Annotated in this window: 16 protein-coding genes; 8 read left to right on the forward strand and 8 right to left on the reverse strand. The window is 71.7% G+C overall.

Features of this window, described 5'->3' with window-relative positions; translation table 11 throughout:
* Positions 1 to 25: 25 nt before the first annotated feature.
* The 4 genes from ABIE38_RS09005 to ABIE38_RS09020 all read right to left on the reverse strand — a co-directional run bounded on the left by ABIE38_RS09005 (position 26) and on the right by ABIE38_RS09020 (position 3,081).
* Positions 26 to 949 (reverse strand): LCP family protein, encoded by a 924-nt coding sequence (locus ABIE38_RS09005; RefSeq protein WP_354055520.1) that lies wholly within the window; start codon positions 947 to 949, stop codon positions 26 to 28.
* A complete protein-coding gene (locus tag ABIE38_RS09010) occupies positions 937 to 1,365 on the reverse strand; it encodes a hypothetical protein (RefSeq protein ID WP_354055522.1) in 429 nt (142 codons plus the stop codon). The genes ABIE38_RS09005 and ABIE38_RS09010 overlap by 13 nt, the downstream gene beginning before the upstream one ends.
* A gap of 187 nt (positions 1,366 to 1,552) precedes the next feature.
* Positions 1,553 to 2,365: a CPBP family intramembrane glutamic endopeptidase gene (locus ABIE38_RS09015; protein WP_354055580.1), complete on the reverse strand. Its 813-nt coding sequence runs from the start codon at positions 2,363 to 2,365 to the stop codon at positions 1,553 to 1,555.
* Between the two features lie 35 nt (positions 2,366 to 2,400).
* Complete coding sequence (locus ABIE38_RS09020; protein ID WP_354055524.1) at positions 2,401 to 3,081, reverse strand: APA family fibronectin-binding glycoprotein; 681 nt, start codon at positions 3,079 to 3,081, stop codon at positions 2,401 to 2,403.
* Positions 3,082 to 3,122: 41 nt separating this feature from the next.
* On the opposite strand from ABIE38_RS09020, the gene ABIE38_RS09025 reads away from it, so the two are divergent.
* From ABIE38_RS09025 to ABIE38_RS09035, 3 genes are read left to right on the forward strand one after another with little or no spacing between them, the layout of a single operon-like run.
* A complete protein-coding gene (locus ABIE38_RS09025; protein ID WP_354055526.1) occupies positions 3,123 to 3,662 on the forward strand; it encodes a hypothetical protein in 540 nt (179 codons plus the stop codon).
* Between the two features lie 20 nt (positions 3,663 to 3,682).
* Entirely contained in the window at positions 3,683 to 4,660 is a 978-nt protein-coding gene (pheA, locus tag ABIE38_RS09030; RefSeq protein ID WP_354055528.1) for a prephenate dehydratase, read from the forward strand.
* Entirely contained in the window at positions 4,657 to 5,289 is a 633-nt protein-coding gene (locus ABIE38_RS09035) for a histidine phosphatase family protein (RefSeq protein WP_354055530.1), read from the forward strand. Before pheA ends, ABIE38_RS09035 begins: the two co-directional genes overlap by 4 nt.
* Before the next feature lie 76 nt (positions 5,290 to 5,365).
* Here the strand turns inward: ABIE38_RS09035 and ABIE38_RS09040 are convergent, their stop codons facing one another.
* On the reverse strand, positions 5,366 to 5,716 hold the full coding sequence (locus ABIE38_RS09040) for a metallopeptidase family protein (RefSeq protein ID WP_179524221.1): 351 nt from the start codon (positions 5,714 to 5,716) through the stop codon (positions 5,366 to 5,368).
* On the reverse strand, positions 5,713 to 6,828 hold the full coding sequence (locus ABIE38_RS09045; protein WP_354055532.1) for a septum formation family protein: 1,116 nt from the start codon (positions 6,826 to 6,828) through the stop codon (positions 5,713 to 5,715). Before ABIE38_RS09045 ends, ABIE38_RS09040 begins: the two co-directional genes overlap by 4 nt.
* Before the next feature lie 46 nt (positions 6,829 to 6,874).
* Here ABIE38_RS09045 and ABIE38_RS09050 point away from each other — a divergent pair, with 46 nt between their 5' ends.
* On the forward strand, positions 6,875 to 7,318 hold the full coding sequence (locus ABIE38_RS09050) for an ankyrin repeat domain-containing protein (protein WP_179524222.1): 444 nt from the start codon (positions 6,875 to 6,877) through the stop codon (positions 7,316 to 7,318).
* A 59-nt stretch (positions 7,319 to 7,377) separates the two neighbouring features.
* On the forward strand, positions 7,378 to 8,640 hold the full coding sequence (gene serS / locus ABIE38_RS09055) for a serine--tRNA ligase (protein ID WP_354055534.1): 1,263 nt from the start codon (positions 7,378 to 7,380) through the stop codon (positions 8,638 to 8,640).
* Positions 8,641 to 8,700: 60 nt separating this feature from the next.
* Here serS and ABIE38_RS09060 read toward each other — a convergent pair whose 3' ends face one another.
* Positions 8,701 to 9,219, reverse strand: coding sequence for a PaaI family thioesterase (locus ABIE38_RS09060; RefSeq protein ID WP_354055536.1), 519 nt, complete (start codon positions 9,217 to 9,219; stop codon positions 8,701 to 8,703).
* Between the two features lie 60 nt (positions 9,220 to 9,279).
* Here ABIE38_RS09060 and ABIE38_RS09065 point away from each other — a divergent pair, with 60 nt between their 5' ends.
* Together ABIE38_RS09065 and ABIE38_RS09070 are read left to right on the forward strand one after the other, a co-directional pair.
* A complete protein-coding gene (locus ABIE38_RS09065; protein WP_354055538.1) occupies positions 9,280 to 10,101 on the forward strand; it encodes a lysophospholipid acyltransferase family protein in 822 nt (273 codons plus the stop codon).
* Positions 10,098 to 10,928 (forward strand): HAD family hydrolase, encoded by an 831-nt coding sequence (locus ABIE38_RS09070; protein WP_354055540.1) that lies wholly within the window; start codon positions 10,098 to 10,100, stop codon positions 10,926 to 10,928. Before ABIE38_RS09065 ends, ABIE38_RS09070 begins: the two co-directional genes overlap by 4 nt.
* Positions 10,929 to 11,095: 167 nt before the next feature.
* Here the strand turns inward: ABIE38_RS09070 and ABIE38_RS09075 are convergent, their stop codons facing one another.
* The gene (locus tag ABIE38_RS09075; protein ID WP_354055542.1) at positions 11,096 to 13,171 is read right to left on the reverse strand and encodes an N-acetylmuramoyl-L-alanine amidase; all 2,076 of its coding nucleotides are present in this window, start codon (positions 13,169 to 13,171) and stop codon (positions 11,096 to 11,098) included.
* Between the two features lie 404 nt (positions 13,172 to 13,575).
* On the opposite strand from ABIE38_RS09075, the gene glf reads away from it, so the two are divergent.
* Entirely contained in the window at positions 13,576 to 14,775 is a 1,200-nt protein-coding gene (gene glf, locus ABIE38_RS09080; RefSeq protein WP_354055544.1) for a UDP-galactopyranose mutase, read from the forward strand.
* The last annotated feature ends 171 nt before the right edge of the window (positions 14,776 to 14,946 follow it).

The following is a 14,946-nucleotide window of genomic DNA, read 5'->3' on the forward strand; positions in this document are numbered from 1 at the left end:
GGTGCCCGTGGGTCGGGAGACGGGCTCAGGGACCGGGGTCGAGATACTCCTGGGCCGGGGTGCGGCCCGAGGCGACCGCGTCGAAGAACCCCGTGGTGCTGGGGCCCCACACGAGGTAGGAGCCCACCGAACCGGAGGCCATGCCGTCGTAGGGGGCGGTCACGGTGAGCGGATCGCCCCTGAGCTTCCACATCACCGACGCGAGGTTCCATATGTGGTCCCCGGAGTCGACCGTGACGGCCTCCGAGGCCGCGTCGACCAGTGACACCGCGGTGAACGGGTTGAGCAGGTTGCCCGGGGACATGGTCTCGCTCATGAGCGCGCCGAGGAACTGCCGCTGGTTGCGGACCCGCTGGAGGTCCTGCTCGGCGAACCCGTAGCGGGTACGGACGAAGCCGAGGGCCTGCGGCCCGGCCAGGGTCTGACACCCGGCGGCCAGGTCGAGCCCGGCGAGCGGGTCGTTGATCGGCTCGTCGATGCAGATGTCCACTCCACCGACCGCGTCGACGATCCCGGCGAAGCCCCCGAACCCGATCTCCGCGTAGTGGTCGATCCGCATCCCGGTCTGTTCCTCGAGCGTGCGGGTCAGCAGCGCCGGACCACCGAAGGTGTAGGCGGCGTTGAGCTTGTTCTGTCCGTAGTCCGGGATGTCGACCAGCAGGTCGCGCGGGAGTGAGATGAGCATGGTCCGGCCACTGTCCCGCGGCGTGTAGACCAGCATCATGGTGTCCGTGCGTTTGCCCCCGGCATCGGACTCCGACCCGGTGGACAGCTGGGCCTGCTGCTCCGGGGTGAGTCCCTCGCGGGAGTCGGTTCCCACCAGGAGGGTGATGCTGCCCGGGGTGTTGCCGCCCCGGCCGGGGTAGTCGGGCAGCGCGTCGATCCGCTGGAGCTTGGAGTCCGCCCACAGGACGCTCACCACGCCCAGCGTCAGGATCAGGACGAGCACCAGCCCCAGGATCCGCATCGGCCCGAGGCGCCGTCTACCGGGTGCCCGGCGGGGGCGGCGATCGCGCGTGGGCCCGTACCCGGCCCGCGACGGCCGGCCGGACCGGGGACCTCGCGGGTCGACCGGTTGCCGGCGGGGGTCCCGCGCGCCGGATCGCGACCGGGACGCGCGGGCCGGGTCGCGCGTCGGGTCACGACGGGGGTCGCGGCCCGCTCCCGACCGTTGCGCGTACCGGGCACGCTCCTCGGGGGAGAGGGGCTCGGGCTCCTGGCGGGGTTGGTACCCGCCGGGGGCAGCGGCCCGATCGCGGCCGGGTTCCACCGGGCGACGCGGTTCGCGACCGGACGCACGACGAGGATCCGGTGCGCCACGGGGGTCGCGGCGCGGGTCACGACCCGGGTCACGGCGCGGTTCACGCCCCGGCTCCCGACGAGGCGCGGACTCGCGCGGTACGCCGGACTCGCGCGGTACGCCGGGGTCGGCGTACCCGCGGCGCTCACGCGCCCGGCGCCGGAGCTCGGCGGCTTCCTCAGGGGTGAGGTGCCGGCGCCTGGAGTCGTCGGTCATGGGACCGGACTCTACTTGGCCACCGGACGCGGAGCGTCAGAGCCACGTGACGTGTGGCGCGAGCACCGCGTAGCCCACGAAGGCGACCACGTCCAGGAGGGTGTGCGCCAGGACCAGCGGCCACAGGCGTCGGGTCCGCATCCACCAGAGGGCGAACACGATCCCCATCGCGAGGTTGCCCAGCCCCCCGCCGAAGCCCTGGTAGAGGTGGTAGGACCCCCTCAGCAGCGCCGTGCCGACCAGTGCGACCGCGGGCGGGACGCCGAGCTGGCGCAGGCGCACGAGCAGGTACCCCACCACCAGGATCTCCTCGGCGGCGCCGTTGCCCACGGCGGCCAGGACCAGCACGACCGGGCGCCACCACGTCTCAGTGAGCCCGGAGGCCGCCACCTGCAGGTTGACTCCCGCCGCCACCGCGCCCAGGTAGAAGGCGAGACCGGGGATCCCGATCACGGCGGCCAGGCCGAACCCCCACGCGATCTGCCGGCCGACGCGATCGCGGACGAGCCCGACCGCCCTCGGCCCGATCCCGGTGTGTGCGAGCAGGACCAGCGGCAATACCGACCACGCCATCAGGCGCAGCACCCCGAGAACCTGGTAGGCGGCGTCGAGCGACGCGTGGGTGGACCGCGAGGGGTTGAGGGTGGCGGTCTGACCTGCCAGGGGCTCAGGGGCGATGAGCGCCGAGGCGAGGTCGAGGACCGAGTAGAGGCCGGCCAGGCCGAAGGTCACCAGCAGGACGACGACGACCTCGATCATCAGCAGCCGGCGGGTGCGGGGGTCGGTCACCGGGTCGAACCTGGAGACGTAGCACCGGAACGCCTCCCGCGGGGAGAGCGCCCGACCCACGCGGCCCACCGCGGGGACGCGGTGCCCCCGGCCGGTCACCCGGGCAACCGGAGGTCGCCGACGATCCGGTCCATCCAGCGGGGACCAGGGGTCGATTGCTGGGCCGTCGTCACGTATGCCACCCACCACCGCCGCCCCTCGGATCCGAACACGGCGGCATAGACCAACCCACCGTCGGTCGCCTCCTCGGGGTCCTCGGGGACCAGGATGTAGGAGACCGCCACACCGTCACCGGCCTCGTTGCGGACGTCCGTGACGCGCAGTTCGTCGCGGGTCCCCGAGACCCCCATGATGTAGAGCTGGATGATCTCCGCCAACGCGGTGGCGGCACCCTGGTCATCGGCGATCGCGGCGGCGGCGATCCCGGGTTCGAGCACGCCGGCGAGGATCCGGGTGTCGAGGGCGTGACCCGAGCCCACCGGCACCATCTGGATGGAACCGATCTCCGGCCGACCGACGATCTGCCACCCGATCGGGACGGCGATCTCCAGCCCCGACTCCTCGTCCAGGTGGTGGGCGCCGTGCAGAGTGGAGTCCCGGGGCAGGACAGCCGCGGGATTCGTCGCCACCGCCACGATCAGGAGAGCAGCCAGCATCGCCAGGGCCACGTGGATCGTGCGCGGGCCGCGCTTCTCCTCCGGGGTCAGGTGAGAAGCGTCGGGGGCGTCGTCCGGGGCGGGGGCGTGATCGGAGGCGGGGGAGTCGTCGGAACCCATCGGGGGAGAGACTAGCAACGCCGCGGTGTAGACCTGAGATCATGACGGTCTCACTCGAACTGCTCAGCCGCGGTCCCTCCCGGCCCGATCTCCTCGAGGATCTCGTGGTGACCGCGTCGGGTCTCGCGACCACGCTGTCCCGGTGGTCGGCTCCGGACCCGGTGGAGGTGCCCGCGGAACCCGACCCCGGTCTCCCCGTGCCCGACGCCGTCGCCGCGGTGTTGGCGGCCGACACGGCGGCGGTGATCGACGTCGCGCCGGGTCTGGGTGGGCAGGGGCCCGCGGCCGACCGGTTGGTCGATGTGCTGGCGCTGGCCGCCCACTCCGGCGTCGGCTTCGGGTCGGGGCTGATCCCGCGGTGCACGGACGCCGGTCAGGTGTGGGCCCTGCTCTCGGGCGCGGTCGCGGCGATGACGGGCGGAGACGTCCGGGCCGCACTCACCGCACCCGACCCGGGTGCACTCGTGGCCCTGTCGAGGTCCGCGCGGGAGGCGATCCGGGACGTCGTGACGTGCGTCCTGGTGCCGGAGGACTCCCTGCACGAGGTCTCCGCGGACCTCGCGTCCGCTCAGCATCGCTGACGCTGACTAGTCTTGTCGTCGTGGTCACCGTCGCCTACCTGGGCCCGCCCGGGACGTTCACCGATGCCGCCCTGCACCGTCTCCGCGCGGACGCGCACACCTCGGCTCTGCTCGCCGGCGCTGAAGCCGTCCCGGCCGGCACGCCGGACGAGGCGCTGGCGATGGTGAGGGACGGCGCGGTCGACTACGCGTGCGTCCCGTTCGAGAACTCGGTCGACGGCACCGTCAACCCCACCGGCGACGCGCTCGCCGCCGGGCGGCGGCTGCAGATCTTCGCCGAGACGGAACTGGACGTGGTCTTCTCCATCCTCGTCCGGCCCGGCACCGCCGCTGACGACGTCCGCCTCCTGCGGACCCATCCGATCGCCGCCGCGCAGGTGCGCCGCTGGGTCGGCGTGAACCTACCGCGGGCACACATCGAGACCACCACGTCCACCGCTGCCGGGGCCGAGCAGGTGGCGGCGGGTGACGCGGACGCCACCGCCGCGCCCGCGCGAGCGGGGGAGATCAACGGCCTCGTCCCGCTCGCGGAGAACGTGGCCGACGTGGGTGGCGCACGGACCCGGTTCGTCCTGGTGGGCCGCCCGGGACCTCCGCTCGAGCGCACCGGACACGATCGGACCTGTGTGGTCTTCGGGCTGCCCCACGAGCCGAACTCGCTGGTCCAGGCCCTCACGGAGCTGTCGATCCGCGACATCGACCTCACGCGGATCGGTTCTCGACCCACCCGCGTCGAGCGGTTCACCTACCTCTTCCACGTGGACCTCGTCGGCCACATCGACGACCCCGTGGTGGCCGAGGCGTTGGCGGCACTGCACCATCGGACCGCGGATCTCCGCTTCCTCGGATCGTGGCCCGTCGCGGACGGTGTCGGAGCCGGTTCCGCGCCTCCGGACCGATCCGAGGCGCTCGACTGGATCGACGGTCTCCGGCGCGGGGTCGATGAGCACGGGGTCGATCAGCACGGGGCCGGCGAGCGCGGGGCCGGCGACCGGTGAGCGCGCGGCTGCACCTGGTCCGGCACGGGCAGACCCCGTCCAACGTCGCCGGCGCCCTGGACACCGCCCTGCCCGGCGCCCCCCTCACCGACCTCGGGCGGGACCAGGCGCGGACGGTGGGCACCGAGCTCGCCGCCTCCGGCATCTCACCGAGCGTGATCCTCAGTTCCGAGGCGGCGCGTGCCCGCGAGACCGCCGGACTGATCGCCGCCGCGACGGAGCTGCCCACCCAGGCCGTGCCGGGGATGTACGAGGTGCAGGCCGGGCAGTACGAGATGAGGACCGGCACCGAGGCGCTGCTGGCGTACAACCGGGTCGTGCGGGACTGGCTGGAGCACGGTGACCTGACCTCGTGCCTGCCGGGGGGAGAGAGCGCGCTGGACGTGCAGGAGCGCGCGATGCCGTTGGTGACGGAGCTCCGCGAGAGCCACCTCGACAACGGCATCGACGTGGTGCTGGTGGTGCACGGCACCCTCATGCGGATGATCGCGGTGTTCGCCGGCGCCGTCCCCTCACAGTGGGCGCTGGTCAACCGGATCCCCAACTGCGGGGTCATCGAGTTGGCGCCGGACCGCGGTGGGTGGTCCTGTGAGCGGTGGGGCGACCACCTCGGACGCCCGCCGTTCTGACCGGGGTCCACCGCAGGGTGGCGGTTCACCGCAGGGTGGAGGTTCGACCGAGGGGGGCGCGCCGGTCGGACTCCGGTCAGCCCCAGCCCAGGGCGTGCAGGGTGTGCTCCTCGATCCCGAAGTGGTGGGCGATCTCGTGGATGACCGTCACCGCCACCTCGTGGACCAGCTGCTCCTCGGTGGAGCAGAAGTCGCACAGCGCACCCCGGTAGATCGTGATCGTGTCGGGCAGGAATCCCGAGTAGGTGGTGTCCCGCTCGGTCAACGCCACGCCCTCGTACAGGCCGAGGAGGCCCGGTTCCTCCGGATGGCGGTCGGCGATGAGGACCACCACGTTGTCCATCGCGTCGAACAACGCGTCCGGGACGGAGTCCAGCGCGTCGTCGACGAGCGACTCGAACCGGGACTCGGCCACGACGATGCTCACGGCGTACCGCCGGGGATCGGGACGGACACGGTCCCGGGATCCGGGTCGGTCGGGGTGCCGGGGGTCCCCTGGCCGACCCCGGGTGGTGGGACCTCGGTGGTGGTGGGCGGCACCGGGGTGGAGCCGTCGATCAGCACGCCCTGACGCGCGGAGCCCCGGAGCACCGCGAACGGCCCGGGGTCGGCGGCCCTCATCAGCCCGCAGTTGACGGTGCGGCTCCCGGTCGCCCACGAGATCTGCGAGATCGGGTTGACGAGCGTGGAGATGAGGGTTGTCCGGCGCAGGGCCTCCCCGTCACCCAGGTAGGCGGTCCCGGCCGCGAGGCAGGCGTCCGCGGTGAGCTCGGATTGCACCCTCGGCTCGGGCGGGGTCGGCCCCTCCGGGAAGACTCCGGAGACGTCGACATCGGAGACCACCTCGATCGCGTGGTCCTCCGAACACGGCACCGGCGCGCCGGGCAGGCCCTCGTCGGTGAACCCCAGGCAGGTGCCGGGGTCCCACCGCCGGTGCTGGTCCGCCTCGGCGAACACCCCCGTCGAGGTGGTCGACCGGCCGTTGAGTTCGGCCGCGGCGACCCCACACAACACGGTGTGGTCGCCCTTGGCCCAGCCCTCCTCGGACGGGGGTACGACGAGCCCGGTGAACCGACCCGCCGGGTCGACCTCGCGGCCCCCCGCGTAGCGGGTGATCAGCGGCAAGCAGCGATCGGTGCCGATCGGGGCCAACCTCGAGTTATCCGGGAGCGGCGTGTTCTCGCCGAACCCGGGTACCCCGGAGAGGTCGATGCGGCCGGCGACCTCGAAGCGGTGGGGTTCCGCGCAGTCGACGGTCGTGAACGCGGTGACGCGGTCGGCGGCGTCGACCTGCCAGGTCAGGCACGTTCCCGGGACCGCGTCGGCGTAGGCGGGCCCGGACAACGTCCTCGGGTCGACCTGCGGGACGATGGCCGCGATCCGCTCCGCCGTCGCGGAGTTCGGATCACCCATGGCCGAGGCCATGAGCCCACCGGTGATCGCACCGCCGGACAGGATCGCGACGAGTGAGGCCATGACCGCGCCCCGGGTCCGGAGCAGTGACCGGCCCGGGTGTGGTGATCGCGAGGAAGTGATCATCGCATCCATGATGCCGCAACTTCGCCGCCCCGATAGGATTCAGGGCATGAGCGGACAGAACCGAGACGAGGCCGGCGGCCCGGACAGCGGAACCCGCGCGCCGCGCGAGGGGGTCGACCCGGAGGTCCTCGAGTTCGCACAGATGCTCTTCCAGCTCGCCCGGGACGGCGAGACCGAGCGCCTGGCCGCCTATGTCGACGCGGGGGTGAGCCCGGACCTGACGAACGAGCGCGGTGACGCGCTGCTCATGCTGGCCGCCTACAACGGGCATCCCGACACCGTCCGGGCGCTGCTCGCCCGTGGCGCGGATGTCGACCGGGCGAACGACCGCGGGCAGACCCCGCTCGCGGGGGCGGTTTTCAAGGGGTACGGCGAGGTGGTCCGGGTGCTGTTCGAGGGCGGCGCGGACCCCAACGGAGGGACGCCCACCGCGGTCGACACCGCCCGGATGTTCGAGAAGGACGCCTTCCTCGAACTCTTCGGCGTCTGAGCCCCGACGGTCGCGGTAGCGGATTCGGGTGGGGGGACGGGGCCGCTAGGCTGGTCGCCGTGATCGATCTCAAGCTCCTCCGCGAGAACCCCGACCTCGTCCGCGATTCCCAGCGCACCCGCGGCGAGGACCCCTCGCTGGTCGACCAACTGCTGGCTGCCGACGAGGCCCGCCGGTCGTCGATCTCCGCCGCGGACGGCGCGCGCGCGGAGCAGAAGGCGCACGGCAAGAAGGTCGGTCAGGCCTCGCCGGAGGACCGCCCCGCTCTGCTCGAGGCGGCGGGTGCGCTCAAGCAGGCGGTCAAGGACGCCGAGGAGGCCGAGAAGTCCGCCGCGGCCGAGGTCGACCGGCTCCAGCGGCTGCTCTCCAACGTCGTCGAGGCGGGGACCCCCGCCGGCGGTGAGGACGACTTCGTGGAGATCGAGCGGATCGGCGAGATCCCGAGCTTCGACTTCGAGCCGAGGGACCACCTCGAGCTCGGCGAGAGCCTGGGTCTGCTGGACATGGAACGCGGCGCCAAGGTCTCGGGCGCCCGCTTCTACTTCCTCACCGGCTACGGCGCGCTCCTGCAGCTGGGCATGCTGCAGTTGGCGGCACAGAAGGCCACCGCCAACGGCTTCACGCTCATGATCCCGCCGGTCCTGGTGCGCCCCGAGATCATGCAGGGCACCGGGTTCCTCGGTGCCCACGCCGACGAGATCTACCACCTCGGGGACGACGACCTCTACCTGGTGGGCACCTCCGAGGTCGCGCTCGCCGGCTACCACCAGGGCGAGATCCTGGACCTGTCGGCCGGGCCCAAGCGGTACGTCGGCTGGTCCTCCTGCTTCCGGCGCGAGGCCGGGAGCCACGGCAAGGACACCCGCGGCATCATCCGCGTGCACCAGTTCGACAAGGTCGAGATGTTCTCCTGGTGCACGCCGGAGGAGGCGCACGACGAGCACCTGCGGCTCCTCGGGTTCGAGAAGGAGATGCTGCAGGCCATGGGTCTGCCCTTCCGGGTGATCGACATCGCGGGCGGTGACCTGGGGTCGTCGGCCGCCCGGAAGTACGACTGCGAGGCGTGGGTCCCGACCCAGGGCGCCTACCGGGAGCTCACGTCCACGTCCAACTGCACGACGTTCCAGGCTCGGCGGCTGGGTGTGCGCTACCGGGACGAGGGCGGCAAGCCGCAGACGGCCGCCACCCTCAACGGCACGCTGGCCACCACGCGGTGGCTCGTGGCGATCCTGGAGAACCACCAGCAGGCGGACGGTTCCGTGGTCGTGCCCGAGGCGCTGCGGCCGTTCGTCGGCAAGGACGTGCTCGAGCCGCCCCGCTAGACGTGATGACCCGCCCCCGTAGTCGTGATGACCACGGGCGTCGTCCCGCCGCCAGGTGGGTCAGGGGCGGAAGAGCATCATCACGCCGCTCGCGCTGGCGCAGGTCCGACCGTCGGTGTCGAGGACCTTGGCCTGCACGACGCACGTCGAGCGGCCCACGTGTTCGACCTCGGCATGGATCGTCGCGGGGGTCTTCTCCAGCCTGAGCGCGCGGATGTAGCGGACGGTCAGGTCAAGGGTGCTGTAGCCCACGCCCTCGTCGACGACCGTCGCGGTGGCGTACCCGAGGGCGGAGTCGACCCACCCCGAGACGATCCCGCCGTGCACGGTCCCCCCGTTGTTCAGGGCCCACTCCCCGGGTGTGGCGGTCAGGCTGACCACGCGATCGGACGCCGAGGTCAGTGCCAGGCCGAGGGTGTGCGCACCGGGGGAGAGGTGGCGCTCACCGTCGACGATCCTCCGCAGCGCGTCCAGCCCCGCGTGTGGGCTGCGCTCGGACTCGGTGGGCAGCGGCGGCCACGAATAGTGGCGACTGCGCGCCGCGGGGTCGACCGAATCGAAGGGCTCGTCGTCATCCACCCCGCCGAACCTACCGGCAGCGGATCACGCCACCCGGGGTGGGCCGCTACGCTGGGGCCCGTGGAGCTGCTCTATACGGGGATCATCGGGTTCGCCCGGACAATGTTCAAAGTCCAGGGACTGGACATCACGATGCGCGGCGAGCGCAACTTCCCCGAGGTCGGCGGGGCCGTGGTGGTGATGAACCACACCGGGTACCTCGACTTCGTCTACGGCGGCATCCCCGCGCGCCTGCACAAGCGGTTCATCCGCTACATGGCCAAGGTCGAGGTGTTCGACCACAAAGTGTCCGGGCCCATCATGCGCGAGCTCAAGCACATCCCGGTGGACCGCACCGCCGGCAAGGCGTCGTTCGACGAGGCGGTGGCCCGACTGAAGGCCGGTGAGCTGGTGGGCGTGTTCCCCGAGGCCACCATCAGCCGCAGCTTCGAGGTCAAGGGCTTCAAGTCCGGTGCGGTGCGGATGGCGCTCGCCGCGGACGTGCCGATCATCACCGTGACCCTGTGGGGTTCGCAGCGGGTGTGGACCAAGGGCCTGCCCAAGAAACTGTTCCGGCCGAAGGTGCCGATCATGATGGAGGTCGGCGAGCCGACCCCGGCCTACGAGCCGGTGGAGGAGTGCACCGAGGAGTTGCGCTCGCGGATACAGTCCACCCTCGAACGGCTGCAGGACGAGTACGCGCAGCGCTACGGCCCGTACCCGGCCGGTGCGAACTGGGTCCCGGCCCGTCTCGGTGGTTCGGCCCCGACCCTGGAGGAGGCCACCGCCCTCGACGAGGCCGAGCACGCCGAGCGGATGCGCCGCCGGGCGGAGAAGGCCGTGGATCCGTCGGCCGACGCCTCCGACGCCCCGAAGGGACCGGCGGGCCCGGACGCTCCGTGACCCGTTCCAGACCTCTGCTCGTCGCCACGGACGTCGACGGGACCCTGCTCGGGACCGATGAACTCATCCCGGAGGCCAACCGCGCGGTCGTGGCCGACCTCGTCGCGGACGGCGCGACGTTCGTGCTGGCCACCGGGCGTCCCCCGCGGTGGCTGGACCAGGTCGTCGACCAGTTGCCCGTCGCGCCGCTCGCGGTCTGCGCGAACGGCGCGGTGATCATGGACACCGACACCGGCGAGTTCCTGTCCACCCGGCTGCTCGAACCGGACATCCTCGCCGCGATCGACGAGGTCCTGCGCCGGAGGCTCCCGCACAGCGGTATCGCGGCCGAACGTCTGGGCACCGACGCGGCGGACGCCGACTTCGTGGCCGGCCCGGACTACGAGCACGCCTGGATCCACCCAGCACACCTGGAGGTGGGACACGCCGAGGTGCTCTCCGCGCCGGTCCTCAAACTTCTTGCCCGGGTCCCGGGGATGCCCAGCGCGGACATGGTGGCCGCGCTCCGCGGCGAGGTCGACCACCTGGCCGACGTCACCTACTCCACGACCGACGGGCTGATCGAGTTCGCGGCCCGGGGGGTGACCAAGGCCAGCGGCCTCACGGAGATCGCCGCCGTCACCGCGGTCTCCACGGCCCTGCCGTCCGTCGTCCCGGTGACGGTCGCCTTCGGGGACATGCCCAACGACCTGGAGATGCTGCGCTGGGCGGACCACGGTGTGGCGATGGGCAACGCCATCCCGTCGGTGCACGCCGCGGCGGACGAGGTCACCCTGACCAACGACGAGGCGGGGCTGGCGCACGTGCTTCGCCGCTGGTGGGTCTGAGCGGACAGCCCTCGCGTCGGGGTGACGGGTTCGTGAATTGTCTGCGCGGACCGGTCCCCGCCACTTCCCCGGTGTGCCCGCCGCCCCGTTGACGCCGGGCGGCGGGCACACCTGGTGGGACCCGGTCCGCGAGTCTGGTCGGCCGACGCCTCGGCGCCGGCCGGGGATCAGGGGTTCGGCTCGACCGTGAGTTCCTTGGTCGCCGGGTCGAAGACCAGCGTGCCGCCCTCGAAGCGCTGGGCGACGGTGCCGTCCTCGCGCTCGGTCTCGCTCGAGACCGGCAGGCCCAGCGGCCCGTGCTCGAAGCCCTGGGAGGCCCAGGCGTCACCGATCACGCCCCACACCGGGTGGGCACCCGTCTCGGGGGACGAGTAGACCGCACCGTTCTCGTGCTTCACCAGGGACACGTTGCCGAACCTCTGGACGCCCGAGAGGACCTGGCCGAGCGGGCCGGCGAACTGCGAGGCGAGCCTGGCGAAGTCGCCGCCGATCAGGTTCCCGACGGAGCCCAGGTCACCGCCGACCGCGGCCTGCACCGAGCCGGCGTCGAACGGGATGTCCGCCAGCGTCTTCCCGCCGGTGAGGAGGCGGGTCAACTCTGCGGCGTCCAGGCGGCCACCGGTGAGGACGGTCCGGAGCGCGGAGGTCACCGCGTCCTGGACGCTGCCCTGGGTGAGGCCGGGGATCGTCGTGCCACCGGTGCCCGGTCGCGGGGTCGTCCCGGGGTTGGTGACCGGGGGAGTGGGGTTGGTCGGAGCCGGGGTGCCGCCGCCGCTCTGGGCGTAGGCGGCCGCGATGTCGCGGATCTGGCCCATCCTGGCGTAGCCCGCGTCACCGGGGCACGAGGTGTTGCCGACGTCGCGGTGGGCGAAGATGTTGGGCAGTCGGACCGCGGCTCCCTGCGGGTACCTGGTGAAGGACGTGCCCTCGGAGTAGTGGGTGTCGGAGCCCTTGGGGTTGACCCCGGCGATCGACAGGCGCCAGCCGATGATCTCGCCCATCTTGCGCACGGTGGCCTCGGGCGGGGCGACAGTCGAGTAGTCGCCCATCATCGAGATGCCCCAGGTGTTGCCGTTGAAGCCGCCGGCGTGTGCACCCTGGACGTTGCGGTTGAGGCCGCCGTGGCGTCCCTCGAAGGCCTGGCCGTACTTGTCGACCATGACGTTGTAGCCGACGTCGCACCAGCCCAGGTTGCGCGCGTGGTAGGTGTAGATGCCCCGCACGACACCGGCCGAACCCTCGCGGGTGTAGTTGTTGCTGCCGGCCGTGTGGTGGACCACGGCCGCGGCGAGGCTGTTGTCGTAGGTGGCGTTGCGACAGCGGATGGACTCGTCGGCGCCCCAGCCGGCGCGGCTGATGATGGCCGGCTGCTTGGCCGCGATGTCGCCGTTCGCGCCGGTCCCGCCCTGCGCGGTGATGTCCCCGAACGACTCCGGGTCGGGGGTCGGGGTGGCGTCGGGGGAGATCAGGACGGCGGTGACGTCGGTGGCACCGGTGTCGGTGGTCTCGGCGACGGGCTTGATGTCCGCGTAACGAGTCGGGAGCGGAGGGGCGTCGTCGGTGGCGGGTCGCGCAGGGGCCGAGGGGGTGGCCTCGGCGGGAGACGTCTCGGCCGATCGGGTGGCCGCCACGTCGTTCTGTACGGGGGCCTCCGGGGACGCGGTCCCGGCGGGACCGGACTCCGTGGTGCCCGACTCCGTGGTGCCGGACTCCGCGTTCTCGGTGACGTCGGGCGCGTCCGCCAATGAGCTGTCGGCAAGGTCGACGCCGGAGAGCTTGATCTGGACCGTGGTGGTGTCGACCCCGAGGAAGACCGGCTCGGTCCCTCCCCGTCCGGTGGTGCTCTCGCCCTCGTCGTCGACGGCGTCGGTCTCGTACCACGGACCCCACGAGCCGTCCGGGTTCTTGGCGCGCAGGGCGCCGATCGCTTCCGGGTTGTAGCCCTTCCAGGTGACGCCGACCATCGAGAACGGGGTCTCGGACGTGACCTCCTTGACGGGGGCGGAGCCCACGGCGATGTCGGTGTCCACGCCGGACGCGGTGGGGGCGTCGGCCAGGGAGACCTCGGTCGTCCCGGTGGGGACGGCACCGCCCGCGGTCGCGGCGATGTCGTCTCCGGACTCGACCAGGTGGTCCGCCCCGTACACGGCGAGGGGCGTGACGACGGACGCCGCGACCGCCACCGCGAGGGCGAGGGTCCTGCGTCGACCGCTGACGTTCAGGGGGCGGCGTCGTGTTCTCAAGGGCTTCTCCAGATCAGGTCTGTGTCTCGCGGATCCCGCTGCGGAACACTTCTTCCCGGCGGCCGCGAGCGATGCGACCACTGGGACGAATGTGACGAACGTGGTCAATGGTAGCTAAGAAACGCGTGAAACCAAGTGGTACGGAAGTGAATTTTGGGGTCACAACCGTGTAGTTTCGAACCGATGTACGACGACGAGGCCGCCCGACGCGCGCACTGAGCAGCGGCACCGCGCTCGGGTGGGGCCCTCCTCGTCGTCGTCACCTGGTGTGGCACCCGGCCCGTCTACCCACCCGCCCGATACCCTTGGACCCGGACCCGCGCCGACCGGCGCGTGGACACGCCGGGCGCGGCGCCCGATCAGGCGCGGCGACTCGGCGACGGACTACGGGAAGGCTCGAAGTGATGGCAGGCGATCGGCAGTGGGGGACCTATGACCTCATCGTGGTGGGGTCCGGTTTCTTCGGCCTGACGGTCGCCGAGCGGGCCGCGGCCGAGCTCGGCAAGCGCGTGCTGGTGCTCGACCGGCGTCACCACATCGGCGGCAACGCCTACTCGGAGCCCGAGCCCGAGACCGGGATCGAGATCCACAAGTACGGCGCGCACCTGTTCCACACCTCCAACGAGCGGGTGTGGGAGTACGTCAACCGCTTCACCGACTTCACCGGCTACCAGCACCGCGTGTTCGCGATGCACAAGGGCACGGCGTACCAGTTCCCCATGGGGTTGGGCCTGATCAACCAGTTCTTCGGCCGCTACTACTCGCCCGACGAGGCGCGGGAGCTCATCGCCGAGCAGGCCGCGGAGTTCTCGGCCGAGGACGCGGCGAACTTCGAGGAGAAGGCCATCTCGCTGATCGGGCGGCCGCTCTACGAGGCCTTTATCAAGGACTACACCGCCAAGCAGTGGCAGACCGACCCCAAGAACCTGCCCGCCGGCAACATCACCCGCCTGCCCGTGCGCTACACGTTCGACAACCGCTACTTCAACGACACCCACGAGGGCCTGCCGGTCGACGGGTACACCGCGTGGCTGGAGAACATGGCGGCGGACTCCAAAATCGACGTGGTCCTGGACACCGACTGGTTCGACGTCCGCGAGGCCGTCCGCGCGGCGAGCCCGGACGCGCCCGTGGTCTACACCGGCCCGCTGGACCGCTACTTCGACTACGCCGAGGGCGAGCTCGGGTGGCGCACCCTGGACTTCGAGACCGAGGTCCTTCCGACCGGAGACTTCCAGGGCACCCCGGTGATGAACTACAACGACGCGCAAGTCGACTACACGCGCATCCACGAGTTCCGCCACTTCCACCCCGAGCGGACGAACTACCCCACGGACAAGACCGTCATCATGCGCGAGTACAGCCGCTTCGCCGAGCGCGAGGACGAGCCGTACTACCCGATCAACGAGTCCACCGACCGTGAGCGGCTGGCCCTGTACCGCGACCGCGCCAAGGCCGAGACCGCGGCGAACCGCGTGATCTTCGGCGGCCGGCTGGGCACGTACCAGTACCTGGACATGCACATGGCGATCGCGTCGGCGTTGACGATGTTCGACAACACCCTGGCCCCGCACCTGCGGGACGGGACTCCGCTCGCCGACTGACGCCCGGCCGGCCCAGCCGCCGCCTCATCCGCGGCCCCATCCGCGGCGAAGGGTCACACCCGCTCACGTTCTCCCAGCTTGAGTTCAGGTGGTCAGTGCAACGCCTATTGAGGTGTTGAGGATATCGGTCGGGGTCTTCCATCCCAGGGTCTTTCGGATCCGGGCGTTGAG

The sequence above is a fragment of the Dietzia sp. 2505 genome (assembly GCF_040546785.1).
Taxonomy (GTDB): Bacteria; Actinomycetota; Actinomycetes; order Mycobacteriales; family Mycobacteriaceae; genus Dietzia.